The following is a 23,528-nucleotide window of genomic DNA, read 5'->3' as shown; positions in this document are numbered from 1 at the left end:
TCGAGTCCGCACGGTATTCGTACTTCACCGAATGTGACCGGGATGGGTTAGGGAACCGTTGCCGCAAATGGAGTTGGGCCCGGAAACGGGAGCAGCGGCATGAACGATTTCGCTTTGTTCACCGCGCAGCCGGGGGTGTCGGACGGCCGGGCGCGGCACCACCTGCGACGACGGACGCGGGCAAATACAGCGGGATGCGGGCGACCGGGAACCTTGAGCCGAAAGTGCTCAGGTGCTCGGAGCGGACAACGTCGCGCGCGCAGGTCGCCATTGCGGACGTCGGAGGGTGATCGGACGGTGATCCGGGATCCCCGACGGGACCGGCCGTGCGGGGGCGCGGCCACTGACGGCGCCTGTCCGAGGCGGACGCTCCGCGCTCCGCCCGTCCGGCCGCGGGAGCGGGCCGGAAGGTGTCGGGGGGCGGCGCTTCGGCGCGGCCCCGGTCCTCGCTCAGGCGAGCTGCGTGTCCGAGGGCTCGCTGTCGGTGGGGCGCGCGTCCTCCGGCGTCGTGGAGGGCGCCGGCACGGCGGGCTCGGCCGACGCCGAGACCGGCTCGGCGCGGATCGTCACCTCGTCGCCCTCGATCGAGAGGCGCACGCCCATCGCCGCGGCGCGGGCCACGAGGCCAGCGTAATAGGGCAGGATGCCGTGGGCATCGACGGTGCCGCTCTCGGGACGCCCCGCGAGCAGCTCCTCGACATGGGGCGGGATGCGGGCGTGCGAGCCCTTGGCCTTGAGGAGCAGGGTCGGCGCCTCGCCGTCGCCCGAGACGGTCACGTCGATGAGCCCGCCGCGCGGGATCGCGCTCGTGGCGATCATCACGAGGTTGAGGAGGAGCTTGACCTTGTTCTTCGGGAACAGGGCCTGCGGCGCGGACCAGGCGAGCTGCGTCTTCTCGTCCGCGAACATGCCGCGCGAGACCTTCTCGGCATCGGCGAGGTCGATCGCCGCCCCCGCGGAGCCGGCGGCCCCGAAGGCGATGCGGGCGAATTGCAGCCGGGCGGAGGCCTGCCGCGCGCTCTTGCGGATCAGGTCGAGGGCGAATTCGCGCATCGAGGCGTCGTTGTCGTCCTCCAGCACCTCGAGCCCGTTCACGATCGCGCCGACCGGGCTGATCACGTCGTGGCAGACGCGGGAGCAGAGCAGGGCCGAGAGATCGAGGGAGTCGAGGTTCACGGTGGTCATGGCCTGCTCCGCGCGAGGTTCATCGGGTGTCGGCGAGGCCGCCGCCAGCGCGCGGGACCTGCCTCGCACGGATAGACGGCGCGTCCGGCTTTGGAAAGCGCCTGGATCGTCCGGGCCTTCGGGTCGACAAGCGCCGGGGCCTCGGGCATGACGGCCGCATGACGCTCACGGAGCCGCAGCGCGACCGCATCGCCGCGACCTTGGCCCAGATCGCCTGCGATGCGGGCGAGATCCTGCGCGGCCATCACGGCGGCGATTGCGCGCACGTGCTGAAGCCCGACGGGTCGCCGTCGAGCGTGGCCGATCTCGAGGCGGAGCAGCTTATTCTGCAGGCGCTGGCGCAGCGTTTTCCGGACATCCCGGTCGTGGCCGAGGAGACGAGCCACGACGCGCCGCCCGCCGACCTGTTCTTCCTCGTCGATCCCCTCGACGGGACGCGGGACTTCCTCGCCGGCAACCCGGAATACTCGGTCAATATCGGCCTGATCGAGGGCAACCGCCCCGTCGCCGCGGCGCTCGCCGCACCGGGCCTCGGCCGGATCTGGTACGCGGGCGCCGAGGCCCGCGAGGCGCCGATCCGGCAGGGCCGCCCGCAGGATTCGACCCCGATCCGCGTGAGGCCCGCCCCCGCGCGCGGCCTCGTCGCCCTCGTCAGCCGGCGCCACGGCGACGTCGAGACGGAGGCCTGCCTGGCCGGCCTGCCGATCGAATCCCGCCGGAGCGCCGCCTCGGCCCTGAAATTCTGCCTGATCGCCTCCGGCGAGGCCGACATCTACGTGCGCTGCGGGCCGACCATGGAATGGGACACGGCGGCCGGCGACCACGTCCTCACCGCGGCCGGCGGCTGCACGCTGACTCCGACGGGCCGCCCGATGATCTACGGTCGCTACGCCCTCTCCTACCGCAACGGCCCCTTCGCCGCCCTCGGCGACCCGGCCTACGCGGCCCGCGTCGGCCTGCCCGACCGCGGTCCGATGATCCGGCCGCGGGGGGAAGAGGTCAGCGCGGCGCGTCCATGAGCGGCCGCAGGGACGGCCAGCGCGCCTCGGCGCGGCGCGCGAGGTCGGGCTCCGCCAGCGCCTCCGCCCGCCGCGCGGCATTCCGGAACAGGTAGAGGCGCGCGTCGAGGATCGCGAAGACGAGCGGGTCCGCGTCGACGAGCCGCCCCTCCGCGACGCCGACCGCATCGAAGCCGCCGAGACGGGGGCCGTAGGAGTCCGGATCGCGCCGGAACGCGTCCCGGTTGGCGGCCTTGGCGAAGCGCCACGTGCGCCCGTCCCAGGCCATCTCGTAGGCCGGTTTCCCGGAGGCGGGACCGCCGGGCAGGAAGTAGCTCACCGGATCGAAGCCCCGGAGCGCGAGGGGCGGGACGGCGGGAAGACGGCGCAGGCGCTCCGCCGCCGCCTCGCCGGCCTCGGGACCCGCCTCGGCCGGACCGGCGAGTGCGGCGGCGATCACGAGGCATTGACGGCGCGTTAACCACATCCTGCAAACTTTCGCGCCAGAATCGCCGAATCGGACCGGGCCCGGCCGCCATCGAGCGCAGAGCGCGCGCCGACGCAATCCCGCGACAAAGCGGCCGGCCGTCGCTCCCGGCATTTCGCCACAATGGCCCGCGCGGATGAGGCAGGTGCGGCGAAGGCGGCGGACGGAGGAAACGGCCGGCCGGCGTGCTCCCCGAGGGCGCCGCGCCCCGGATCGGCTCGGGTGCCTCAGGGCGAGCGAGGAGGAACGATGTCGAAGCCAGACCGAAACCACGACGCCGCCCGGCGGCGCATCCTCTCGGGCGCCGTCGCCCTGGGCGCCATCCTCGCGCTGAGCCCCGCCAGCCTGGCACGGCCGGGCGACGACCCGGGCAACCCGGATTCGTTCCGGCCCGCCGAGATCGTCGATTCCGGCCACCGCTTCTTCGGCAGCGTCTCGCGCGGCCTCGCCCTCACGGTGCAGGAGGCGACGCGGCGCTGGGGCGCGCCCAACGGCTACATCCTGGGCCAGGAGGCTTCGGGCGCCATCGTCGGCGGCCTGCGCTTCGGCGAGGGCACGCTCTACACCCGCAACGCGGGCCAGCGGCGCATCTACTGGCAGGGGCCGACCCTCGGCTTCGACGTGGGCGGGGACGGCGCCCGCACCATGATGCTGGTCTACAACCTGACCTCGGTCGAGGATCTCTACCGCCGCTTCGGCGGGGTCGACGGCTCGGCCTACCTCGTCGGCGGCTTCGGCATGACGGCGGCGACCTCGGACGGCATCGTCGTGGTGCCGATCCGCAGCGGGGTCGGCGCGCGGCTCGGCATCAATGTCGGCTACCTGAAATTCACGAGCCGCCCGACCTGGAACCCGTTCTGACGCCCATTCCGCGCCCGCACCGCAAGGCAGCGTACACGGGAGGGGGCTTGCCCCTCCGGCGGGAAGATGGGCTAAAGACGGGTTTCGGCCGGCACTGGCCCGCCCTGCGGGGCCCGGCGTCCGGGGCCCGTCCGATCGATGAGCATGCCCGCGTGATCGAGACCCTGATGATCTTCGCGCTCGGCGTCCTGGCGGCGAGCCTGTGCATCCTGCTGGTTCTGCCGGCCGTGAACGCGCGCGCCGCCCGCCTCGCCCGCCGCCGCCTGGAAGCGATGTTTCCGCTCTCGGCCGGCGAGATCTCGGCGGAGAAGGACTTCCTGCGGGCCCAGTTCGCCGTGCAGCAGCGGCGCCTGGAGCGGAAGGCCGAGACCGCCCTCGCCCGGCGTCAGGCCGACATGGCCGAGATCGGCACCCGCAACATGGAAGTCGCCGCCCTGTCCCGCGAGGTCGAGACCCGCGACCGCACGCTCGTGGAGCGGGCCGGCGAGATCGCGACGGCGAGGGGCGACATCGCCCGGCTCACGGGAGACCTCGACACCGCCCGCGCCGACGGGGCGACCGGCCTCGCCACCCTGCACGCCCTCGAAGAGGCGCATTGCGAACTCCTCGAGAACCTCATCGCCGCGCGCCACGAGCGCGACGCCGCCCGGGCCGCCGCCGAAGCGCCGGCGCCGGAAGCGACGGCCGCGGACGCACAGGCCGCCGAGACAGGGCCGGACGACGCCCTCGACGCGCTGCGCCGCAGCCGCGACGCCCTCCTGGCCGAGCGCGAGGCCCTGCGGGCGAGCCTCGCGGCCGCCGAGGATGCGCTGGCCCAGGCTCTCTCCGACCGGGGTGCGGGCGCGGCCGACGTCGCCCGCGAGACTGCCGAGCTCCGGCACCGCATCACCGAGGTCGCCGACGCGCTGACGCAGCGCGAGCGCCTTCCCAGCGTCGGCGCCTTCCCGGCCTCGGCCAGCCCATGACGAGATGCCGAGCGTGCGGCTCCGCACCCGAGGGCCGCCGCTCCCCCACGCGATCACCGCCCGATGCCTTTTTTCGACCACGCCGAGGCATCATCGGGGCAGCATCCCTCCCCAGACCGATCAGGACCGACGATTCATGGCCTCGAAGCTCACCTCCCTCGCCCTCGCGCTCGGCGTCGCCGCCGCCCTCGCCGCTCCGGCCCTCGCCGATCCGGCGCCGCAGACGAAGCGGGGCAACGAGACCCTGAAGAAGTACTGCACGGGCGACTACCTGACCTATTGCGGCAACCTCGCCCCCGAGGATCCGGCCACCGACGCCTGCTTCGAGACCAACTGGAAGAAGCTCTCGGAGAATTGCCGCCGGGCGATCGACGCCTACCAGCGCACGCAGCCCGACGCCGGCAAGAAGAAGGGCTGAGCCGCCGCGCGAAGCGCGGGCGCCTTCGGCCAGGCTGTTGCGTGCCCGCGCTCGCCTCGGATATCGCCAACGGCTAAGGTGTGGCGCCCGCCAGGGGCGTCCCCGTCAAGCGTGCCGGACCCGCGTCGATGCTGCCTTCCCGCTCCCTGAAGCTCCTCGCCGCGGCCGGCGTGATCGCGCTTGCTGTCTCGGCCTGCGGGCGGCGCGGCGCCCTTGAGCCGCCGAACGGGGTCGCCCGGCCCGGCCCGGCGACGAGCGCCCTGCAGGGGCCCGCGAGCGCCCGCTCCCTGCCGACGGGCATCGGCGTCGGCAATGGCGCCGCCGCGCCCGATCCCGCCGCCGTGCAGGCGGGCGACGAGCTGCCCCTCTCGGCCATTCCGCCCGCCGGCACCGAGGCGCCGCAGACGACGTCCCGGGGCGCCAAGCGCGGCTACGCGGTGCCCAAGCAGCCCTTCCTGCTCGATCCGCTGCTCTAGGGCGCGCGGCGGGCGGGCTCGCGTCGCGCCGCCGCATCCCCTACATCCCGACACCCGATTCCCGACCCGCTCCGACGCGCCCGCCGCTGCCATGCATCATTTCCACTACCGTGACGGCCGCCTGCACGCGGAGGACGTCGACCTGACCGACCTCGCCGACCGGGCGGGAACCCCGTTCTACTGCTACTCGACCGCCACGCTCGAGCGGCATTACCGGGTCTTCGCCGAGGCCTTCGCGGGCGACGACGCGCTCGTCTGCTTCGCCACGAAATCGAACTCGAACCAGGCGGTGCTGCGCACGCTCGCCCGCGCGGGCGCCGGCATGGACATCGTCTCGGAGGGTGAACTGCGCCGGGCGCTGGCCGCCGGCGTCGATCCGCAGCGGATCGTGTTCTCGGGCGTCGGCAAGACCCGCGACGAGATGGAGGCGGCGCTCCGGGCCGGCATCTTCTGCTTCAACGTCGAGAGCGAGCAGGAACTCGCCGCGCTCTCCGAGGTGGCGACGAGCCTCGGCCTGACGGCGCCGGTCTCGATCCGGATGAACCCGGACGTCGATGCCGGCACGCATGCCAAGATCTCGACGGGCAAGTACGAGAACAAGTTCGGCATCCCGATCACCCGGGCGCCCGCCGTCTATGCCGAGGCCGCGCGGCTGCCCGGCCTCAAGGTCTCGGGCGTCGACATGCATATCGGCAGCCAGATCACGGATCTGGCGCCCTTCGACAGCGCAGGCCGGCTGCTCGCGGCCCTCGCCCGCGACCTGATGGCGGCGGGGCACGAGCTCCACCACATCGATTTCGGCGGCGGCCTCGGCATTCCCTACCGGGACGACAACGCCCCACCGCCGGATCCCGCCGCGCTCGCCGCGGTCCTGCGCCCGCATTTCCGACCGCTCGGCCTGCGCCCGGTCTTCGAGATCGGCCGCATGATCTCGGGCAATGCGGGGATCCTCGTCACGCGGGTGATCTTCGTGAAGCACTCCGAGGGGCGCACCTTCGTGATCGTGGACGGGGCGATGAACGACCTCATCCGTCCGACCCTCTACGAGGCGTTCCACGGCTTGCGCCCGGTGCGCGAGCCGGCCGCCGACGCGCCTCGCATCGTCGCCGACGTGGTGGGTCCGGTCTGCGAGACGGGCGACTACCTCGCCCTCAACCGCGAGATGCCCGAGGTTGCAGCCGGCGACCTGATCGCGGTGATGACGGCGGGCGCCTACGGGGCGGTCCAATCCGGCACCTACAACACCCGGCGCCTCGTGCCGGAGGTGCTGGTCCGCGGCGCCGACGCCGCGATCGTCCGTCCGCGCCAGAGCTACGAGGAGCTGATCGGCCTCGACCGGGTGCCGGACTGGCTGAGCTGATTGGCACATCGCGCCTCACCTCTCCCGTTCGGGAGAGGTCGAGTCCGCGGCACGCGGACCGGGTGAGGGGTGCGCCGTATCCGGAAGGCTCGCATCCCTCACCCCATCCCTCTCCCGAACGGGAGAGGGGGCGCGTCGGTGCTGAGAAATGCGCGCCGCGCCCTCACGCCGCCTCGTCCGAGGCCACCGCTCTCAGGTCCCGCGCCAGCGCGTCGACCCGTGCCGGGTCCGCGTCCCAGGCGAACATGAAGCGGGCTCCGCCTCCGATGAAGGTGTAGAAGCGCCAGCCCCGGGCCCGCAGGGCCTCCATCCGGGCGGGCGCCATCCGCAGGAAGACCGCGTTCGCCTCGACCGGGAACATCAGCTCCAGCCCGGGCAATCCCGCGACGGCCTCCGCGAGGCGAGTGGCGCAGGCGTTGCCGTGGCGGGCATTGGCGAGCCAGGCCCCGCTCTCCAGCATGCCGACCCAGGGCGCGGCGAGGAAGCGCATCTTGGAGGCGAGTTGCCCCGCCTGCTTGCAGCGGTAGCCGAAATCCTCCGCGAAGTCGGGGTCGAAGAACAGCACCGCCTCGCCCGCATGCAGGCCGTTCTTGGTGCCGCCGAAGCAGAGCACGTCGATCCCAGCCTGCCACGTCATCGCGGCAGGGCTGCAGTTCAGGCTGGCGCAGGCATTGGCGAAGCGGGCCCCGTCCATGTGCAGGCTGAGCGCCAGCTCCCGGCAGGTCGCCGAGATCGCCCGCAGCTCGTCGAGGCTGTAGACCTGCCCCGTCTCGGTCGGCTGCGTGATCGTGACGACGCGCGGCTTCGGGAAGTGGATGTCGCTGCGGTTCGTGGCGAGCGCCCGGATCGCCTCCGGGGTCAGCTTGCCGCCCGTGGTGCGGGCGGTGAGGAGCTTCGAGCCGTTCGAGAAGAATTCCGGCGCGCCGCACTCGTCCGTCTCGACATGGGCCGAATCGGCGCAGATCACGCTGTGGTAGGATTGGCAGAGCGAGGCGAGCGCCAGCGAGTTCGCCGCCGTGCCGTTGAAGGCGAAGAACACCTGGCAGGGCGTCTCGAACAGGGCGCGGAACCCGTCCGCCGCCCGCGCCGTCCAGGCATCCTCGCCGTAGGCCGGGGCGTGGCCCCGGTTCGCCTCCGCCATCGCCGCCCAGGCTTCGGGGCAGATGCCCGAGTAATTGTCGCTCGCGAATTGCTGGGCGTCGTCGGATGGCATGAAGGGAGCCCTCGCTGCGTCCCGTCCGACGATAGCGCCCTGGCCCTCAGACGGCGACCGCGCTGCCCTCGTCCATGCGCAGCGTCCAGGCGACGTGCCCGTCCGGATCGACGATCCAGGCGAGGTTCGTGTCCGCGGCGAGGATCTGCTGGGAGCGCGTGAGGGCGACGGCGATCGCCTCCCGCAGGCTCGGCGCATCGATTCCCTCGTCGCTGACGGGGGAGCGGACGATGCCGTTGCGCTCCCGCCAGGCGACGCGAAGGCGGTAGGTCGGCATGGCTCCGGCTCCGGTCGTCACCAGCTTCGCGCTCCACCGTTGCGTTTGCAACCGTCTCATAGGGCTCCCGATCGCGTTTGAACAGCCGCGGCCGGGCGGCGGGCCTGGGCGGATTTGACCAAATGCGCCCGGCTGTCCCAGCATGCTAGCGTTTCGAACCGGTGAACGCGCGATGCGCGCGGCGCCGGTCTCGAACGGCATGGGCGGGGCGACGGGACGACGACGCGCGTGAGCAGCAATTCTCCGAGACCGGCCGGGAACGACGTGCGGGCGCGCCTCGACCGCCTCGTCGCACGCTCCCGCGCGGCGGGCCTGTGGGAACGCGCGTGGCCGATCCTCTGGCGCGGCCTCGGCGTCGTCCTCGCCTTCCTTGCCGCCTCCTGGCTCGGCCTCTGGCTCGACCTCTCGCCCCCTGGCGGATGGCGGGGCTCGCCGCCTTCGCGCTGGCCCTCGCCGCGACGCTGCTGCCGCTCCTGCGCACCGGCCGGCCGGACCGGCGCGAGGCGCTGGCCCGGATCGACCGCGAGGCCGCCGCCCGTGACGGCGCGCTCGCCCACGGCCCCGCCTCGGCGATCGAGGACACGCTCGCGGTCGGCACCGAGGATCCCGCGACCCGCGCCCTCTGGGCGCTCCACCAGCGGCGCGCGGCGGACGCGGTGGCGCGCCTCCGGGTCGGCCTGCCGCGCCCGATGATGGTCCGCCACGACCCCTATGCCCTGCGGGCGGCGCTCGGCGTCGTCGCGGTGGCGAGCCTGTTCGTCGCCGGGACCGAGTGGCGGGACCGGATCGCCACGGCCTTCGACTGGCGCGAGCCCCCGGCCGCCGGACCGAACTTCCGCGTCGACGGCTGGATCGACCCGCCCCTCTACACGCGGATGCCCCCGCTCATCGTGACGATGAACGGGGCCGAGCAGCGCCTGCGCGCGCCGGTCAATTCGCAGCTCATCGTGCGCATCGCGGGCGAGGGTCAGGCGGCGCTAACGCCGAATCCCGGGCTCAAGGTGCTGCCCAGCAAGGAGGCGCGCGCGGATCTCCGCGAGGACCGCTTCCAGATCGTCGGGCCACTGGCGGAACTCTCCATCGCGGCCGGCGGGCGGAACCAGCGCCTCGTGGTGGAGGTGATCCCCGACCAACCGCCCGAGGTGCGGAGCGTCGGCGGGCCGGAGGTGAACGGCCGCGGCACCTTCAACCTGACCTACCGCGCCAAGGACGATTACGGGATCAGCGCGGCGGAGGGGCTCGTCGAGCCCCTGGCGCCCGGCCGCTCGCTGGTGCCGCCGCCGAAGATCGCGCTGGCGCTGCCCTCCGACGCCGGCGGCGAGACCGACACCAAGACGCTGGTGGACCTCACCGACAATCCCTGGTCCGGGGCCCGGATCCGCTTCACGATCGTGGTCAGGGACGAGGCCGGCCAAGAGGGCCGCACCGCGCCGGTCGAGATGACGCTGCCGGCCCGCCCCTTCAAGGATCCGCTCGCCCGCTCGCTCGCCGAGGAGCGTCGCCGCCTCGTGACCGGCCCGGACGACAACCGCCGCCGGGTGCAGACCGCCCTCGACGCGCTGCTGATCGCGCCGGACCAGTTCACGCCGCAGCCGGCGATCTTCCTCGGGCTCAAGACCGCCGCCCGCCGCCTGCGGCAGGCCCGCACCGACGAGGCCCTGACGGAGGTGGCCGACCTCCTCTGGGAGATGGCCCTCAAGATCGAGGACGGCGATCTCTCCGACGCCGAGAAGCAGCTCCGCCAGGCTCAGGACCGGCTCAAGGAGGCGATCGAGCGGAATGCCCCGGACGATGAGATCAAGCGCCTCACCGACGACCTGAAGCAGGCCCTCTCGAAGTTCATGAAGGAGCTCGCCGACAAGCAGCGGCGCGAGCCGCGGGAGCCGGGCGAGCGCCAGAACCAGGGTCAGCAGCAATCGAAGAGCGTCACGCCGGACGACCTCGACAAGATGCTGAACGACCTCGCCGAGGCGATGAAGCGCGGCGACACGGCCGAGGCGCAGCGCCTGATGGAGCAGCTGCGCAACATCCTCGAGAACCTGCAGACCGCCGAGCAGGGCGGCAAGTCCGACCAATCCTCTCGCGAGATGCGCAAGCAGATGCGCGACCTCGACCAGATGGCCCGCGAGCAGCAGGACCTGCGTGACGAGACCTTCAAGGAGGGCCAGCAGAAGCGCGGCGCCGAGCAGGGGCAGCGCGGCGGCCAGCGCCCGCAGCAGCGCGGGGAGCAGCAGGGCCAGCGCGGCCAGGGCCAGAGCAAGGATCCCGGCCAGGGCGCCCAGCAGGGCCAGGGCGAGGAGCAGCGCGGGCAGCGGGGCCAGGGCAGCCAGGGCAGCGGCGGCGCCGGGGGCGGTAGCACCGGCGAGCGACAGCAGGCCCTGCGCCAGCGCCTGGAGGACCTCCAGCGCCGCATGAAGGAGAACGGCATGCGCGGCGAGGACGGCCTCTCCGACGCCGAGGACGCCATGCGGCAGGCCGAGAACGCGCTACGCCAGGGCAAGGAAGGCGAGGCGGTGGACGCGCAGGGCCGCGCCCTCGACGGGTTGAAGCGCGGCGCCGAGGGCATGCAGCAGCAGGCGCAGGAGATGGCCGAGGGTGAGGGCGAGGGCGAGCAGGAGGGCGGCCAGCAACCCGGGCAGCAGGGACAGGCCGGCGCTCGCGACGACGACCCGCTCGGCCGGCCGACCCGCGGGCGCGACATGTCGGACGGGCGCGTGCGCGTGCCGACCGCCGACGAATCCGCCGTGCAGCGGGCCCGCCGCATCATGGAGGAGCTTCGGCGCAAGCTCGGCGACCCGAGCCGGCCGCGCGAGGAGCTCGATTATTTCGAGCGGCTGCTGCGGCGCAATTGAGCATGCGCGGCCCCTGCCCCTCGGGGGCCGCCGCGATTATGGTGCGGGATCCAACGGGAACCCCGAAGCGTCCGGTCCATGTCCTCGAACACCCTCGTCCTGATCGCCTGCCTCGCCGTGGCGCTGGTCCTGTTTCTCGGCCTCGCCAACATGATGCGGGGCGGCAGCGCGAACCTCTCGCAGCGCCTGATGCGCCTGCGCGTCCTGCTGCAATTCCTGGCGATCCTCCTGATCATGGGCGTCGTCTGGTGGCGCTCGGCCTGAGCGCCACTGTGGCGTGAACGCCGCACAGATCCCGGATCGCGCCCCGCCGGGATGATTTCCCGGCGGCGAGGCCGGGGGCCGACTGCCGGCCTCCGGGTGCGCGTGCTAGGCACGACCGGTACAACCGGATTTTTGCCCGCATGATCGCTCGGTCCCTCCGCCCCCTTGCCGGCGCGCTCGCCCTCTCGGCGGCGGCCCTCGCCGGTACGCCGGGGATCGCGGCGGATCTCGGACGCGCCCCGGCGCCGGCGCCCGTGCCCTACGCCTCCCCCGTCCGTCCGATGAGCATCGTCTCCGAGGTGCGCATCGGCGGCTCGGTGCAGGATCCCGGCAGCGCCGAGCGCAACACCTCGAACATCAACGGCGAGATCCTGTTCGCCAAGCCGCTGATCAGCGTCGATCCGTTCTGGCAGGCCTTCGTGCCGCGCCCCACGGCCGGCGGCAGCTACAATTTCGGCGGGCGCACCAGCTACGGCTATCTCGGCGCCACCTGGACAGTCGACCTGTTCCCCGAGACCCTCAACCGGATCGTCTTCCTCGAGGGCTTCTTCGGCGCCGGCTTCCACGACGGCATGACCGGCCCGAAGGGTCTGGTGCCGCCCGGCTTCAATGCGCTCGGCTGCAACCCGCTGTTCCGCGAGGCGGCGGCGCTCGGCTTCCGCATCACCGAGCATTGGAGCATCATGGCGACGGTCGAGCACATGTCGAATGCCGGGCTCTGCGTCGAGAATCGCGGCCTGACGAATTTCGGCGGCAAGATCGGCTACACGTTCTGAGCAGAGCCAAGATCGGCTACACGGTCTGAGCGCAGCTCAGAGGCGAAGGAGCATCCGGGCCCCGTGGTCACGCTGAACCGCATCTACACCCGCACCGGAGACAAGGGCACCACGGCGCTGGCGAGCGGCGAGCGGCGCTCGAAGGCGGATCTGCGCGTCGAGACCTACGGCACGGTCGACGAAACCAACGCCTGCATCGGGCTCGCCCGCCTCCACGCCGAGCCGCGCCTCGACGCGATGCTCGCCGCGATCCAGAACGACCTGTTCGACCTCGGCGCCGACCTCGCCACGCCCGAGGGGCCGGAGCCGCCCGCCTACGAGCCCCTGCGCGTGGTCGCCGCGCAGGTGAAGCGGGTGGAATCCGACATCGACGCGCTAAACGCCGATCTCGCCCCGCTCAAGTCCTTCGTCCTGCCCGGCGGTTCGCCGGCCGCGGCCGCGCTCCACCTCGCCCGGACGGTCTGCCGGCGTGCCGAGCGCCTCGCCGTCGCCCTGGCGGCGATTGAGGGCGAGCGGATCTCCCCGGAGGCCCTGCAATACCTCAACCGGCTGTCGGACTTCCTGTTCGTCGCGAGCCGTTCCGCCAACGCGAACGGCGCCCAAGACGTGCTCTGGGTCCCCGGCAAGAACCGCTAGGCTGCCGCCGTACCGCGTTTTCAAATCCGGTTCGGACCCCGGCGCTTTCGCATCGCGGCGCCGGAGCTTTCGCACACGCGTTGACAAGGCGGAAATGTGGCCGTTACGGTCCGCCGCCCTGCACGAGCGGGGTTCGATCCCTTGAGATCGCAATGAGGCCGCGCGGGATCACGCGCCGGCCCGTCCACGATGTCCCGTGCGGAGGATTGAGACCGCCATGAAGGTTCTGGTGCCCGTCAAGCGGGTCGTCGACTACAACGTCAAGATCCGCGTCAAGGCGGACGGCTCGGGCGTCGAGCTGTCAAACGTCAAGATGTCGATGAATCCCTTCGACGAGATCGCCGTCGAGGAGGCGATCCGCTTGAAGGAGAAGGGCAAGGTCTCGGAGATCATCGCGGTCTCGATCGGCCCGCAGCAGGCGCAGGAGACGCTGCGCACGGCGCTCGCCATGGGCGCCGACCGCGCGATCCTCGTCAAGACCGACGTCAATTGCGAGCCGCTGGCCGTCGCCAAGCTCCTCAAGGCGGTGGTCGAGAAGGAAGGGCCGGAACTCGTCATCCTCGGCAAGCAGGCGATCGACGACGATTCGAACCAGACCGGTCAGATGCTCGGCGCCCTGCTCGGCTGGCCGCAGGGCACCTTCGCCTACAAGGTCGAGTTCGGCGAGGGCGCGATCGACGTGACCCGCGAGGTCGACGGCGGCCTGCAGACGGTCAGCCTCAAGCTGCCGGCGATCGTCACCACGGACCTGCGCCTGAACGAGCCGCGCTACGCCTCGCTGCCCAACATCATGAAGGCGAAGAAGAAGCCCCTGGAGGAGGTGGCGCCGGACGCACTCGGCGTCGACGTGACCCCGCGCCTCAAGGTGCTCAAGACCGAGGAGCCCCCGGGCCGCAAGGCCGGCGTGAAGGTCGGTTCCCCGGCCGAACTCGTCCAGAAGCTCAAGGTCGAGGCCGGCGTCCTCTGACCGGCGGGGCGGCCCCGCCGCCCCGTTCAATCCCGTCACAGAAGCCCGCGCGCGGTCCTGACACGGATCCCGGGCAGACCATCCGAGGTCCGAGACCCATGGCAACCCTCCTCCTGATCGAGCACGACAACGGCGCGGTGAAGGACGCGAGCCTCAAGGCTCTCTCCGTCGCCAAGGAACTCGGCGCTCCCATCCACGCCCTCGTCCTCGGCTCCGGCGCGAAGCCCGCCGCGGAAGCCGCCGCGAAGCTCGACGGCGTCGAGAAGGTCCTCACCGCCGAGGACGCGGTCTACGACCACCTCCTCGCCGAGCCGACCGCGGCGCTGATCGCGTCGATCGCCGAGCCCTACGGAGCGATCGTGGCGGCGGCCTCCACCACCGGCAAGAACGTGCTGCCGCGGGTGGCGGCGCTCCTCGACGTCGCGCAGGTGTCGGACATCATCAAGGTCGTCTCACCCGACACGTTCGAGCGCCCGATCTACGCGGGCAACGCGATCCAGACCGTGCAGGCGGGCGAGGCCAAGAAGGTCATCACCGTGCGCACGGCCGCCTTCAAGGCGGCGGGCGAAGGCGGCTCGGCCGCGATCGAGGCGGTCTCGGCGGCGGCCCCCGAGGCCGGCGGCTCGACCTTCAAGGGCGAGGAGATCGCGAAATCCGACCGTCCGGAGCTCGCCGCAGCCCGCATCATCGTCTCGGGCGGCCGCTCGCTCGGCTCGGCCGACAAGTTCAAGGAGCTGATCGAGCCGCTGGCCGACAGCCTCGGCGCCGCGGTCGGCGCCTCGCGCGCCGCGGTCGATGCCGGCTACGCCCCGAACGACTGGCAGGTCGGCCAGACCGGCAAGGTCGTGGCGCCCGACCTCTACGTGGCGGTCGGCATCTCGGGCGCTATCCAGCACCTCGCCGGCATGAAGGACTCCAAGGTCATCGTCGCGATCAACAAGGACGAGGACGCGCCGATCTTCCAGGTGGCGGATTACGGCCTCGTCGGCGACCTGTTCCAGATCGTGCCCGAGCTTCAAGCCGAGATCGTCAAGGCCAAAGGCTGAGGGAAGTGACATCGGCGGGCGGGTGCCTCATGCCCCCGCCCGCCTTCCCGCGGAGATGGGCTCCACCGCGACGCGGGAATGTTCTAGGACTCTGATGCGACGCGCGTTTGGCGGGCCCCGGCGGCCCGCGCGTCGTCCGGTGTAGTGGCGCGGCCGGTGCGGGCCGCGCGGCGGGGGCGCAGGGCTGACATGGGTATCGACATCAACACGATCGGGATCATCGGAGCGGGCCAGATGGGCGGCGGCATCGCCCAGGTCTGCGCGGTCGCCGGTCTCGATGTCCTCCTGAACGATCGCGACGGGGACCGGATCGCGGCCGGCCTCGCCACGATCGACGGGCATCTCGCGCGGGCGGTCTCGAAGGGTCAGATCACCGAGGAGCAGCGCCGGGCCGCCCGCCAGCGCATCGTCCCGGCCCAGGGCTTCGCCGATCTCGCGCCGAGCGATCTCGTGATCGAGGCCGCGACCGAGGACGAGGCCACCAAGCGCCAGATCTTCTCCGCGCTCTGCGCCCAGCTGAAGCCCGACGCGCTGGTGGCAACGAACACCTCCTCGATCTCGATCACGCGGCTGGCCGCCGCGACCGACCGGCCGGAGCGGTTCATCGGCATCCATTTCATGAATCCGGTGCCCGTGATGCAGCTCGTCGAGCTGATCCGGGGCATCGCCACCGAGGATTCGACCTACGAATCGGCGAAGGCCTTCATCGGCAAGCTCGGCAAGACCTCGACGATGTCGGAGGATTTCCCGGCCTTCATCGTCAACCGCATCCTGCTGCCGATGATCAACGAGGCGATCTACACGCTCTACGAGGGCGTCGGCTCGGTCGAGGCGATCGACACGGCGATGAAGCTCGGCGCGAACCACCCGATGGGCCCGCTGCAGCTTGCCGACTTCATCGGCCTCGATACCTGCCTGTCGGTGATGCAGGTGCTCTACGAGGGCTTGGCCGATTCGAAGTACCGGCCCTGCCCGCTCCTCGTGAAGTACGTCGAGGCCGGATGGCTCGGCCGCAAGACCAAGCGCGGCTTCTACGATTATCGGGGCGAGCACCCGGTGCCGACCCGCTGAGCGGGCCGGCACGGGCTGGTTCGTGAAGGACTAGCGGGCGTTGCCGCTCGCGTTCGGCTGCGCGGGCTGCGGATAGGCCGGGTTCTCGGTCGGGACGCCACCGCTGTTCGAGGAGGCGGGCGCATTCGACTTGCCGGTGACGGAGCCCGTCACCTCCTTGCGGGAGGCGTCCTGGCTCTGGCTCGCGTAGTCCTTGGGGGCGTTCGCGCCGTTCCAGGTGAGCAGGCCGACGGTCGCGATCGCGAGCAGGACGAGGCTCGCGAGCAGGACGTAGAGGACGGGCTTGCCCCGGGATCCTTGGCGCGCATTCTCTTCGGGAAGCCGTTCAGCCATTTCCAACCTCGTCATTCCGCCGTCGGGCGGGTGAATCTTCGGGATCGACACGCGATCGTGACGGCCGAAAACGCGGGGCTGCGGGGCCAAGTTCCTCTTCGCAGGTCTGACGGCTGGGGATGACGTGTGCCCGGAACGCGCCTCTCGCGGTCGGGCTACGGGACGTCCGGCGTCGACGGCGAGTATTCCCTGCCGGGCGCGCGAGGCACGACGCGCCCCCTCTCCCGTTCGGGAGAGGTGGGACGCCCAGGCTGAGCGGGACGTCAGCGCCCCGTCACGAGGAGAATCTTGCCGAGATGGGCGCTCGATTCCATGAGCGCGTGCGCCTTGCCCGCCTCCTCCAGCGGAAAGGTGGCGTGGACGACCGGCTTGATCGCTCCGGATTCGAGATCCGGCCAGACGTCCCGGCGCAGGCCCTCGGCGATCTCGGCCTTCTCGCCCTTCGGGCGCGCCCGCAGCGTCGAGCCTGTGAAGGTGAGGCGCTTGAGCATCACCGGCGTGATGTTGAGCCCGTCGACCTTGTAGCCGCCCATGAGCGCGATCATCACGAGGCGGCCCTCGACCGCGAGGGACGCGAGGTTCTTCTGCAGGTAGCTCGCGCCGATCATGTCGAGGATGACGTCGACGCCCTTGCCCTCGGTGAGGCCCTTCACCGCCTCGACGAAATCCGCGTCGCGGTAATTGATGGCGGCGTCCGCTCCGAGTTCCTCGCAGAACCGGCACTTCTCGGCCGAGCCCGCCGTGGCGAAGACGCGGGCGCCGTGGCGCTTGGCGATCTGGATCGCCGTCGAGCCGATCCCGCTCGATCCGCCATGGACGAGGAAGCTCTCGCCGGCCTTCAGGCGCCCGCGCTGGATCACGTTCGAGTAGACCGTGAAGAACGTCTCGGGCACGCCGGCCGCCTCGACGAGCGAGAGGGGCCCCGGCTTCGGCAGGACCTGACCGGCCTCGGCCACGGCGAACTCCGCGTAGCCGCCGCTGATCGTGAGGGCGCAGACCTCGTCGCCGACCGCGAAACCCGTGACGCCCTCGCCGAGCGCCGCGATCCGGCCGGCGACCTCGAGCCCCGGTATCTCGGTGGCGCCCTTCGGCGGCGGATAATTGCCGAGGCGCTGCATCACGTCGGGCCGGTTGATGCCCGCCGCCGCCACCTCGATCAGAAGCTGCCCGGGGGCGGGCGCCGGGAGCGGCGCAGTCTCCACCGCGATCACGTCCGGTCCGCCGGCGCCGGTGAAGCGGATCTGGCGCATGGTCTCGGGCAGGTTCCCGGTGGCTGGCATCACGGCGTCTCCTGGCGCTCGGGGTCGCGAAGTCGCGCCCTTAGTTGCGGCCGATCCGCCCCTTGGCAAGGGCCGAGGCGCGGGTGCGGGCCGGCCCATCCACGCTTTTGGGCGTCCGGGCCCCCGTCAGCGGGTGCCGTACATGCGGTCGCCGGCATCCCCGAGGCCCGGCACGATGTAGCCGTGGTCGTTCAGGTGGCTGTCGATCGAGGCGGTCCAGATCGGCACGTCCGGGTGGGCGGCCTGCAACCGGGCGATGCCCTCCGGCGCCGCGAGCAGACAGACGAAGCGGAGGTCCTGCGCGCCGCGCTGCTTCAGCCGCTCCAGGGCGGCGACCGCGGAATTGGCGGTGGCGAGCATCGGATCGAGCACCAGCACCGTCCGGTCGGCGAGGTCGGACGGGGCCTTGAAGTAGTACTCGACCGCCTCCAGCGTCTCGGGATCGCGGTAGAGGCCCACATGCGCCACGCGCGCGGACGGGAGGAGCGAGAGCATCCCGTCGAGGAAGCCGACGCCCGCCCGCAGGATCGGCGCCAGGACGAGCTTCTTGCCCTGGATCTGGCGCCCCTCCATCGCCTGGAGCGGCGTCTCGATCGTGACCGGCTCCAGCGGCAGGTCGCGCGTCACCTCGTAGGCGATGAGCATGCCGATCTCGTTGAGGAGCCGGCGGAACCCCTGGGTCGAGCGCGCCCGATCGCGCATCAGCGTCAGCTTGTGCTGGACGAGGGGGTGATCGACCACCGTGACAGTCGCGGGCTGCGGTTGCATCGATCCTCTCCTGCCGTGGCGCGCCGAACACGAAAGGCGCAACGCCGCCCACATGCAAGACGGGCTCCCCGCCATGTGGCGGGGAGCCCGAAGATTCGTCGTCGATGCGGGCTCGATCAGACGTTCGCGGTGCCGTCCGGGCCCTGCGCCCTGCGCTTGGCCATGAAGGCGTCGAACTGCTCGCGGTCCTTAGCCCGCTTCAGCTCCTCGACGAACTCGGCGAAGGCCCGGCTCTCTTCCTGGAGAGCGCGGCGCTGCGCGTCGAGCCGGTCGAGCTCGGCCTTGCGATACTCGTCGAAGGCCAGGTTGCCCGTGCCCCCGTTCGCCGCCTCGAAGGCGCGGGCGAAGCGGGAGGCAGGGCGCGGGCCGCCGTTCCAGGAGGAGACGCCGCGGCTGGCGAGGTCCCGCATCTCGTTGAGCGCCGGGTAGCCCGCGAGCTTCCAGGCGACGTAGGCGACCGCGAGCGGCCACCAGTAGATGAAGCTCACGACGATCGCACCGATCTCGATGGAGCGGCGCGGGAAGGGGCCGCTGCGGCACACCTTGCCGCTCGACCAAGAGGAAGTGGAGGAGAAGCTCACGGTTCACGGCTCCGATGTTAATGTGAACCACATTCACATGCGGGCGCTGCGGCGGGGTTTCAAGGGTAGCCGACACCTGTTTTCGCGGCGCGTCCGGATGCCGCGTCGCGGCGCGGTCAGGCGGTGTTGCCGGCGCGGGCGCCGTGCACGAGAGCGAGCACGCCGGCCCGCAGCAGCTCGTACTTGTCTGGGACGCCCGGTCCGCTCGGAAGCTGTCCTGCCGCCGAGAGGGTGGCGAGCCCGTGCGAGAGCGCCCAGACCTCAAGGGCGATGAAGCGCGGGGCGACGCCGCCGAAACCCTCCGGGAAGGTCGATTGCAGGGCCTCGACCAAGAGGTCGAACGGGCTCGGCCGGCCCTGTGTCGGGGGGCCGAGCTGGACGCTGCGCGTCTCGAAGATCGCCGCGTAGTAGCCGGGCTCCTCCTCGGCGAAGGCGAGGTAGGCCTCCCCCATGCGGGTGAAGCGCTCCAGCGGCGTGCCGCGGGAGGTGAGAGCCCGGGCGAGCCGCTCGGCGAGGTCGGTGAATCCGCGGCCCGCCACCTCCTCCAGCAGGGCCTCGCGGCCGCGGAAATGGCGGTAGAGCGCGGCCGGCGTCACGCCGACGAGCCTGGCGGCGTCGACCAGCGTGAAGCCGCCGACGCCACGCTCGGCGATGAAGCGGCGGGCGGCCTCGATCAGGGCTTCCTTCAGGTTCCCGTGATGGTAGCTGCGCCGGTCGCCCGGTCCCTCGCGCCAGGGTCGCACAGGATTCTCCTCACACGCGCCCGCCATCTGGCATACGAACGAGCGGCAGCATGGTTTCAGCCTCGGTCCTCTCCCCTACCACGGCGCGCGACTTTTTCGATCCGAACCGTGCAACACGAGACGCGAGAAGCGGGCGCAGGCGCCTTGAGGCGGGGGCCGCCGCCCTGTAACGCTGGCGCGATGCCGCTCCCGCACGCCCGTCCGAGACGATGGCCTTCATCAGCCTGAGAGCCTGGAAGGCGCGCTCCGCAGAGCAGGCGGCGCTCGCGGCGCGCCTCAAGGCCGAGGTCGCGGCGGCGCTCGGACTCGACGCGGCGGACGCGCTCACGATCAACGCCATCGCCTGCCCCGACCCCGGCTGCCCCGACATCGAGACGGTGGTCCTCGTGATGCGCGCGGGCGAGCCGACCCGCGCCTTCCGCATCCGCCGCCCGATGGAGGCGGTGGAGGCCGCCGACATCGCGCAGGTCGTTGTGGAGGAGCGCGAACGGCGCGCAGCCGGGACGGCGTGAATCCTGCGCGATCGCCGAGCCGGATCGCGCATCCGGAAAAGGCGCAGTTCCCCTCTCCCATTCGGGAGGGGGACAGGGTGAGGGGTGCAGGTCATTCCGGAGAGGTCGCATCTCTCGCCCGGTCGGCTCGCGCCGACTCGACCTCTCCCGAACGGGAGAGGTGGGGCGCCGGCCCATCCACACGGTCCTTGAACGATCTGGCGCGCGTCCCTCCCCCCTTCAGGAGAGGCAGCCTGAGGCTCCCCTCGCTACAGCCACGAGAGCCCGTGCTCCGGCGCCCGGAGCCCGAGATGCGCGGCGACCGTCGCGCCAATATCGGCGAAACTCGCCCGCGCCCCGAGGTCGCGCGCCGCGATCCCGGGCCCGAAGGCCAGGATCGGCACCTGTTCGCGGGTGTGCTCGGTGCCGATCCAGGTCGGATCGTTGCCGTGGTCGGCCGTGACGATGCAGAGATCGCCCGGGGACAGCACCGCCTCGATCTCGGGCACCCGGGCGTCGAAGGCCTCGAGCTCGGCGGCGTAGCCCGGCAGGTCGCGGCGGTGGCCGTACTCGGTGTCGAAATCGACGAGGTTCACGAAGACGAGGCCGCCGTCCGGCAGTTCGCGGAAGGCGTCGAGCGCCGCGGACAGGCAGGCGGCGTTGTTGCCGGGCTTGATCTCGCGGCCGGTGCTGCGATGAGCGAAGATGTCGCCGATCTTGCCGACGCTGACGACGGCGCGGCCCGCATCGGCGAGGCCGTCGAGGAGTGTCGGGCCGGGCGGCGTCACCGCGAAATCCTTGCGGTTGCCGGTGCGCCGGAACCCCGCCTCCGCGGAGCCGACGAAGGGCCGGGCGATTACGCGCCCGACGCGGTAGGGGTCGCACAGGGCGCGCGCGGTCCGGCAGAGATCGTAGAGGCGCTCCAGGCCGAACGTCTCCTCGTGGGCCGCGATCTGTAAGACGCTGTCGGCCGAGGTGTAGCAGATCGGCTTGCCCGTGCGGACGTGCTCCGCCCCGAAATCGTCGATGATCGCGATGCCCGAGGCGTGGCGGTCGCCGAGGATGCCGGGCAGATTCCCTTGCGCGATCAAAGCTCGGGTCAGCTCGGCCGGGAAGGCGGGGCGCGTGTCGGGGAAGTGGCCCCAATCCTCCCGCATCGGCAGGCCGACGATCTCCCAATGGCCGGACGGCGTGTCCTTGCCTGCCGCCATCTCGGCGGCGTGGCCGTGGGCACCCCGGACCGGGCCGGCGGGCTCCAGGCCTGGCGGCACGCGGCCGGTGGCGCCCCGCGCGGCGAGGCCGAGGCCGAGGGCCGTCAGGTTCGGCAGGCGCAACCGCCCGGCGCGCAAGCCCGGCCGGTCGCCGCGCCCGGCCGCGCAGCCCTCCGCGATGTGGCCGACCGTGTCGGCGCCGGCATCGCCGTAGCGCGCGCCGTCCGGCGCTCCGCCGATGCCGACGGAATCGAGCACGATGAGCAGGGTGCGGGACATCGCGGCGCGGCTCAGGCCGTCTCGGTATCGGCGAGTTCGCGGCTCTCGAGGGCGAAGGCCGCCGAGAACAAGGTGCGGGTGTATTCCGTCTGCGGGCGGGCGAAGATCTGGTCCGCCGGCCCCTCCTCCACCACCTGCCCGTGCTGCATCACGAGGACGTAGTTGGCGAGCGCCCGCACCACCTTCAGGTCGTGGCTGATGAACAGGTAGGCGAGCTTGCGCTCCCGCTGCAGGTCGCGCAGCAGGGTCACGATCTGCGCCTGCACCGAGCGGTCGAGAGCCGAGGTCGGCTCGTCGAGGACGACGAAGCGGGGTTTGAGCACCATCGCGCGGGCGATGGCGATGCGCTGGCGCTGGCCGCCGGAGAATTCGTGCGGGTAGCGGTCCATCGTGGCCGGATCGAGCCCGACATCGGCGAGCGCCTGCGCCACCACGGCTCGGCGCTCGGCGGCGGAGCGTATCTCACCCTGGACGACGAGGCCCTCGGCCACGATGTCGGCCACCGACATGCGCGGCGAGAGGGAACCGTAGGGGTCCTGGAAGACCACCTGCATGTCGCGCCGCAGGGGCCGCATCTCGGAGACGCCGTAGCGGTTGATCTTCTGGCCGAGGAAGACGATCGGCCCTTCCGAGCCCGTGAGCCGCAGGAGCGCGAGGCCGAGGGTGGTCTTGCCCGAGCCCGATTCGCCGACGACGCCGACCGTCTCGCCCTCGCGCACGAGGAGCTTCACCCCGTCGACGGCCTTCACGTGACCGGTGGTGCGCCGGAAGATGCCCTCCTTCAGCGGGAACCAGACCTTGAGAGGGCCGGCCTCGACCAGGAACGGGGCGTCCGAGGGGACGGGGTTGGCATAGCCCCGTGGCTCGGACGCGATGAGGCGCTGGGTGTATTCGTGACGGGGCCTCGCGAACACCTCGGAGACCGCTCCCGCCTCGACGATCTCCCCGCGCAGCATCACGCAGACGCGGGAGGCGACCCGCTGCACGATGCCGAGATCGTGGGTGATGAACAGCATCGCCATGCCGAGGCGCTTCTGGAGGTCGGCGAGCAGCGACAGGATCTGGGCCTGCACGGTCACGTCGAGGGCGGTGGTCGGCTCGTCGGCGACGAGGAGGTCGGGCTCGCAGGCGAGCGCCATCGCGATCATCACGCGCTGGCGCTGGCCACCGGAGAGTTCGTGCGGGTAGGCGCCCATGCGCCGCTCGGCATCGCGCAGGCCCACGAGTTCGAGCAGTTCGAGGATGCGGGCCCGCGCCTTCCGCCCCGTCAGGCCGCGGTGGATCGACAGCACCTCGCCGATCTGCCGCTGGATCGTGTGCAGCGGGTTGAGCGAGGTCATCGGCTCCTGGAACACCATGGTGATGTCGGCGCCGCGCACCTCGCGCATGTCGCGCTCGGGCAGGCTCAGGAGATCGCGCCCCTTGAAGACGATGCGGCCGCCCGGATGGTGAGCCGCGCCGTCGAGGAGGCGCAGGATCGAGAGCGCGGTCACCGACTTGCCGGAGCCGGATTCGCCGACCAGCGCCACGGTCTCGCCGGGCTCGATCGTGAAGCTGACCCGGTCGACCGCCCGCACCTCGCCATCGCGGGTGCGGAAGGCCACCGACAGGTCTTCGACGGACAGGAGGGGTTCGGTCATCGACATCCCGGCGGGCGGACACGGCGCTCCCGTCCTTATAGCGCGGGCGGCGCCGAGGGCGAACGGCCGCGCCGAGGCTCACGGACGCAGGGACGATCCGGCCGGCGCGAGGGCGCGCCTCACCACGCCACGCGCAGGCCTGCATGCCCCTGGTTGCTCGCGGCCCGGGCGCGGTACTCCCGCGGTGGCCGACAAACAGGCTGACACTGTCCGAGGACCACAGGCTCAGCGTCGTCTCGACGAGGAGCCCGTCGCGCCCCGGGCGGGCGTCGCGGGTGCGGAACGGCTGGTCGAGCAGGAAGGCGGTGGCGAAGGGCGGACTTGTCCGCGCCCGGGTGGCGATGGGATGC

The 23,528-nt window shown here is 71.9% G+C and carries 24 protein-coding genes and 1 pseudogene; 14 read left to right on the top strand and 11 right to left on the bottom strand.

The window, feature by feature from the left end; all coding sequences use genetic code 11:
- Positions 1-450: 450 nt before the first annotated feature.
- The gene (gene chpT, locus DK389_RS15760; protein WP_109890957.1) at positions 451-1,185 is read right to left on the bottom strand and encodes a histidine phosphotransferase ChpT; all 735 of its coding nucleotides are present in this window, start codon (positions 1,183-1,185) and stop codon (positions 451-453) included.
- A 158-nt stretch (positions 1,186-1,343) separates the two neighbouring features.
- Between chpT and DK389_RS15755 the strand changes: the two genes are divergently transcribed.
- On the top strand, positions 1,344-2,204 hold the full coding sequence (locus tag DK389_RS15755) for a 3'(2'),5'-bisphosphate nucleotidase CysQ family protein (RefSeq protein WP_109890955.1): 861 nt from the start codon (positions 1,344-1,346) through the stop codon (positions 2,202-2,204).
- Here the strand turns inward: DK389_RS15755 and DK389_RS15750 are convergent.
- Positions 2,185-2,670, bottom strand: coding sequence for a YHS domain-containing (seleno)protein (locus DK389_RS15750; protein ID WP_109890953.1), 486 nt, complete (start codon positions 2,668-2,670; stop codon positions 2,185-2,187). The two genes, DK389_RS15755 and DK389_RS15750, sit on opposite strands and share 20 nt — an antisense overlap.
- Positions 2,671-2,919: 249 nt before the next feature.
- Here DK389_RS15750 and DK389_RS15745 point away from each other — a divergent pair, with 249 nt between their 5' ends.
- The 5 genes from DK389_RS15745 to lysA all read left to right on the top strand — a co-directional run bounded on the left by DK389_RS15745 (position 2,920) and on the right by lysA (position 6,750).
- Positions 2,920-3,531: a DUF1134 domain-containing protein gene (locus tag DK389_RS15745; RefSeq protein WP_109890951.1), complete on the top strand. Its 612-nt coding sequence runs from the start codon at positions 2,920-2,922 to the stop codon at positions 3,529-3,531.
- A 152-nt stretch (positions 3,532-3,683) separates the two neighbouring features.
- Positions 3,684-4,496, top strand: a complete 813-nt coding sequence (locus DK389_RS15740) for a coiled-coil domain-containing protein (protein ID WP_109890949.1) — start codon at positions 3,684-3,686, stop codon at positions 4,494-4,496.
- 136 nt (positions 4,497-4,632) lie between these two features.
- Positions 4,633-4,914 (top strand): 3',5'-cyclic-nucleotide phosphodiesterase, encoded by a 282-nt coding sequence (locus DK389_RS15735; RefSeq protein WP_109890947.1) that lies wholly within the window; start codon positions 4,633-4,635, stop codon positions 4,912-4,914.
- Positions 4,915-5,042: 128 nt separating this feature from the next.
- Positions 5,043-5,390, top strand: coding sequence for an LPS translocon maturation chaperone LptM (gene lptM, locus DK389_RS15730; protein ID WP_109890945.1), 348 nt, complete (start codon positions 5,043-5,045; stop codon positions 5,388-5,390).
- Between the two features lie 91 nt (positions 5,391-5,481).
- The gene (gene lysA / locus DK389_RS15725) at positions 5,482-6,750 is read left to right on the top strand and encodes a diaminopimelate decarboxylase (protein ID WP_109890943.1); all 1,269 of its coding nucleotides are present in this window, start codon (positions 5,482-5,484) and stop codon (positions 6,748-6,750) included.
- Between the two features lie 163 nt (positions 6,751-6,913).
- Here lysA and DK389_RS15720 read toward each other — a convergent pair whose 3' ends face one another.
- Complete coding sequence (locus DK389_RS15720) at positions 6,914-7,963, bottom strand: threonine aldolase family protein (RefSeq protein ID WP_109890941.1); 1,050 nt, start codon at positions 7,961-7,963, stop codon at positions 6,914-6,916.
- 46 nt (positions 7,964-8,009) lie between these two features.
- Entirely contained in the window at positions 8,010-8,240 is a 231-nt protein-coding gene (locus tag DK389_RS15715) for a hypothetical protein (RefSeq protein WP_109890939.1), read from the bottom strand.
- A 228-nt stretch (positions 8,241-8,468) separates the two neighbouring features.
- Between DK389_RS15715 and DK389_RS15710 the strand changes: the two are divergent.
- The 7 genes and pseudogenes from DK389_RS15710 (at position 8,469) to DK389_RS15680 (ending at position 15,852) form a co-directional block, all read left to right on the top strand.
- Positions 8,469-11,092, top strand: a pseudogene (locus DK389_RS15710) (TIGR02302 family protein).
- A 78-nt stretch (positions 11,093-11,170) separates the two neighbouring features.
- The gene (locus DK389_RS15705) at positions 11,171-11,356 is read left to right on the top strand and encodes a twin transmembrane helix small protein (RefSeq protein ID WP_109890937.1); all 186 of its coding nucleotides are present in this window, start codon (positions 11,171-11,173) and stop codon (positions 11,354-11,356) included.
- Between the two features lie 140 nt (positions 11,357-11,496).
- A complete protein-coding gene (locus tag DK389_RS15700; RefSeq protein ID WP_109890935.1) occupies positions 11,497-12,132 on the top strand; it encodes an acyloxyacyl hydrolase in 636 nt (211 codons plus the stop codon).
- Positions 12,133-12,195: 63 nt separating this feature from the next.
- On the top strand, positions 12,196-12,768 hold the full coding sequence (locus tag DK389_RS15695; RefSeq protein WP_109890933.1) for a cob(I)yrinic acid a,c-diamide adenosyltransferase: 573 nt from the start codon (positions 12,196-12,198) through the stop codon (positions 12,766-12,768).
- 217 nt (positions 12,769-12,985) lie between these two features.
- Positions 12,986-13,735, top strand: a complete 750-nt coding sequence (locus DK389_RS15690) for an electron transfer flavoprotein subunit beta/FixA family protein (RefSeq protein ID WP_109890931.1) — start codon at positions 12,986-12,988, stop codon at positions 13,733-13,735.
- Between the two features lie 98 nt (positions 13,736-13,833).
- Positions 13,834-14,781, top strand: a complete 948-nt coding sequence (locus tag DK389_RS15685) for an electron transfer flavoprotein subunit alpha/FixB family protein (RefSeq protein ID WP_109890929.1) — start codon at positions 13,834-13,836, stop codon at positions 14,779-14,781.
- 189 nt (positions 14,782-14,970) lie between these two features.
- Positions 14,971-15,852, top strand: a complete 882-nt coding sequence (locus tag DK389_RS15680) for a 3-hydroxybutyryl-CoA dehydrogenase (protein ID WP_109890927.1) — start codon at positions 14,971-14,973, stop codon at positions 15,850-15,852.
- 30 nt (positions 15,853-15,882) lie between these two features.
- On the opposite strand, the gene DK389_RS15675 is transcribed toward DK389_RS15680, so the two are convergent.
- The 5 genes from DK389_RS15675 to DK389_RS15655 form a co-directional block, all read right to left on the bottom strand.
- Complete coding sequence (locus tag DK389_RS15675; protein WP_109890925.1) at positions 15,883-16,185, bottom strand: hypothetical protein; 303 nt, start codon at positions 16,183-16,185, stop codon at positions 15,883-15,885.
- Between the two features lie 263 nt (positions 16,186-16,448).
- Positions 16,449-17,465 carry an NAD(P)H-quinone oxidoreductase gene (locus DK389_RS15670; protein ID WP_109890923.1) on the bottom strand — a complete coding sequence of 339 codons (1,017 nt, stop codon included), beginning with the start codon at positions 17,463-17,465 and terminating at the stop codon, positions 16,449-16,451.
- A gap of 126 nt (positions 17,466-17,591) precedes the next feature.
- Complete coding sequence (gene upp / locus DK389_RS15665) at positions 17,592-18,233, bottom strand: uracil phosphoribosyltransferase (protein WP_109890921.1); 642 nt, start codon at positions 18,231-18,233, stop codon at positions 17,592-17,594.
- Between the two features lie 116 nt (positions 18,234-18,349).
- Positions 18,350-18,814 carry a DUF2852 domain-containing protein gene (locus tag DK389_RS15660; protein ID WP_109890919.1) on the bottom strand — a complete coding sequence of 155 codons (465 nt, stop codon included), beginning with the start codon at positions 18,812-18,814 and terminating at the stop codon, positions 18,350-18,352.
- A gap of 116 nt (positions 18,815-18,930) precedes the next feature.
- Positions 18,931-19,557 (bottom strand): TetR/AcrR family transcriptional regulator, encoded by a 627-nt coding sequence (locus DK389_RS15655; protein WP_109890917.1) that lies wholly within the window; start codon positions 19,555-19,557, stop codon positions 18,931-18,933.
- A 209-nt stretch (positions 19,558-19,766) separates the two neighbouring features.
- On the opposite strand from DK389_RS15655, the gene DK389_RS15650 reads away from it, so the two are divergent.
- A complete protein-coding gene (locus DK389_RS15650; RefSeq protein WP_109890915.1) occupies positions 19,767-20,069 on the top strand; it encodes a hypothetical protein in 303 nt (100 codons plus the stop codon).
- 248 nt (positions 20,070-20,317) lie between these two features.
- Here the strand turns inward: DK389_RS15650 and DK389_RS15645 are convergent, their stop codons facing one another.
- The gene (locus tag DK389_RS15645; protein ID WP_109890913.1) at positions 20,318-21,538 is read right to left on the bottom strand and encodes a phosphopentomutase; all 1,221 of its coding nucleotides are present in this window, start codon (positions 21,536-21,538) and stop codon (positions 20,318-20,320) included.
- A gap of 11 nt (positions 21,539-21,549) precedes the next feature.
- Entirely contained in the window at positions 21,550-23,178 is a 1,629-nt protein-coding gene (locus tag DK389_RS15640) for an ABC transporter ATP-binding protein (protein ID WP_109896438.1), read from the bottom strand.
- Positions 23,179-23,528: the final 350 nt, after the last annotated feature.

This window comes from Methylobacterium durans (assembly GCF_003173715.1).
In the GTDB taxonomy this organism is placed as follows: Bacteria; Pseudomonadota; Alphaproteobacteria; order Rhizobiales; family Beijerinckiaceae; genus Methylobacterium; species Methylobacterium durans.
The sequence above is the reverse complement of the archived record's forward strand: the minus strand, read 5'-3'. Positions and strand labels throughout refer to the sequence as shown.

Excerpts from the sequence above, each read along its gene's own strand:
- chpT (WP_109890957.1), bottom strand. The coding sequence starts at position 1,185 with ATGACCACCGTGAACCTCGACTCCCTCGATCTCTCGGCCCTGCTCTGC.
- DK389_RS15755 (WP_109890955.1), top strand. The coding sequence starts at position 1,344 with ATGACGCTCACGGAGCCGCAGCGCGACCGCATCGCCGCGACCTTGGCC.
- DK389_RS15750 (WP_109890953.1), bottom strand. The coding sequence starts at position 2,670 with ATGTGGTTAACGCGCCGTCAATGCCTCGTGATCGCCGCCGCACTCGCC.
- DK389_RS15745 (WP_109890951.1), top strand. The coding sequence starts at position 2,920 with ATGTCGAAGCCAGACCGAAACCACGACGCCGCCCGGCGGCGCATCCTC.
- DK389_RS15735 (WP_109890947.1), top strand. The coding sequence starts at position 4,633 with ATGGCCTCGAAGCTCACCTCCCTCGCCCTCGCGCTCGGCGTCGCCGCC.
- lptM (WP_109890945.1), top strand. The coding sequence starts at position 5,043 with ATGCTGCCTTCCCGCTCCCTGAAGCTCCTCGCCGCGGCCGGCGTGATC.
- lysA (WP_109890943.1), top strand. The coding sequence starts at position 5,482 with ATGCATCATTTCCACTACCGTGACGGCCGCCTGCACGCGGAGGACGTC.
- DK389_RS15720 (WP_109890941.1), bottom strand. The coding sequence starts at position 7,963 with ATGCCATCCGACGACGCCCAGCAATTCGCGAGCGACAATTACTCGGGC.
- DK389_RS15715 (WP_109890939.1), bottom strand. The coding sequence starts at position 8,240 with ATGCCGACCTACCGCCTTCGCGTCGCCTGGCGGGAGCGCAACGGCATC.
- DK389_RS15705 (WP_109890937.1), top strand. The coding sequence starts at position 11,171 with ATGTCCTCGAACACCCTCGTCCTGATCGCCTGCCTCGCCGTGGCGCTG.
- DK389_RS15700 (WP_109890935.1), top strand. The coding sequence starts at position 11,497 with ATGATCGCTCGGTCCCTCCGCCCCCTTGCCGGCGCGCTCGCCCTCTCG.
- DK389_RS15690 (WP_109890931.1), top strand. The coding sequence starts at position 12,986 with ATGAAGGTTCTGGTGCCCGTCAAGCGGGTCGTCGACTACAACGTCAAG.
- DK389_RS15685 (WP_109890929.1), top strand. The coding sequence starts at position 13,834 with ATGGCAACCCTCCTCCTGATCGAGCACGACAACGGCGCGGTGAAGGAC.
- DK389_RS15680 (WP_109890927.1), top strand. The coding sequence starts at position 14,971 with ATGGGTATCGACATCAACACGATCGGGATCATCGGAGCGGGCCAGATG.
- DK389_RS15675 (WP_109890925.1), bottom strand. The coding sequence starts at position 16,185 with ATGGCTGAACGGCTTCCCGAAGAGAATGCGCGCCAAGGATCCCGGGGC.
- DK389_RS15670 (WP_109890923.1), bottom strand. The coding sequence starts at position 17,465 with ATGCCAGCCACCGGGAACCTGCCCGAGACCATGCGCCAGATCCGCTTC.
- upp (WP_109890921.1), bottom strand. The coding sequence starts at position 18,233 with ATGCAACCGCAGCCCGCGACTGTCACGGTGGTCGATCACCCCCTCGTC.
- DK389_RS15650 (WP_109890915.1), top strand. The coding sequence starts at position 19,767 with ATGGCCTTCATCAGCCTGAGAGCCTGGAAGGCGCGCTCCGCAGAGCAG.
- DK389_RS15645 (WP_109890913.1), bottom strand. The coding sequence starts at position 21,538 with ATGTCCCGCACCCTGCTCATCGTGCTCGATTCCGTCGGCATCGGCGGA.
- DK389_RS15640 (WP_109896438.1), bottom strand. The coding sequence starts at position 23,178 with ATGACCGAACCCCTCCTGTCCGTCGAAGACCTGTCGGTGGCCTTCCGC.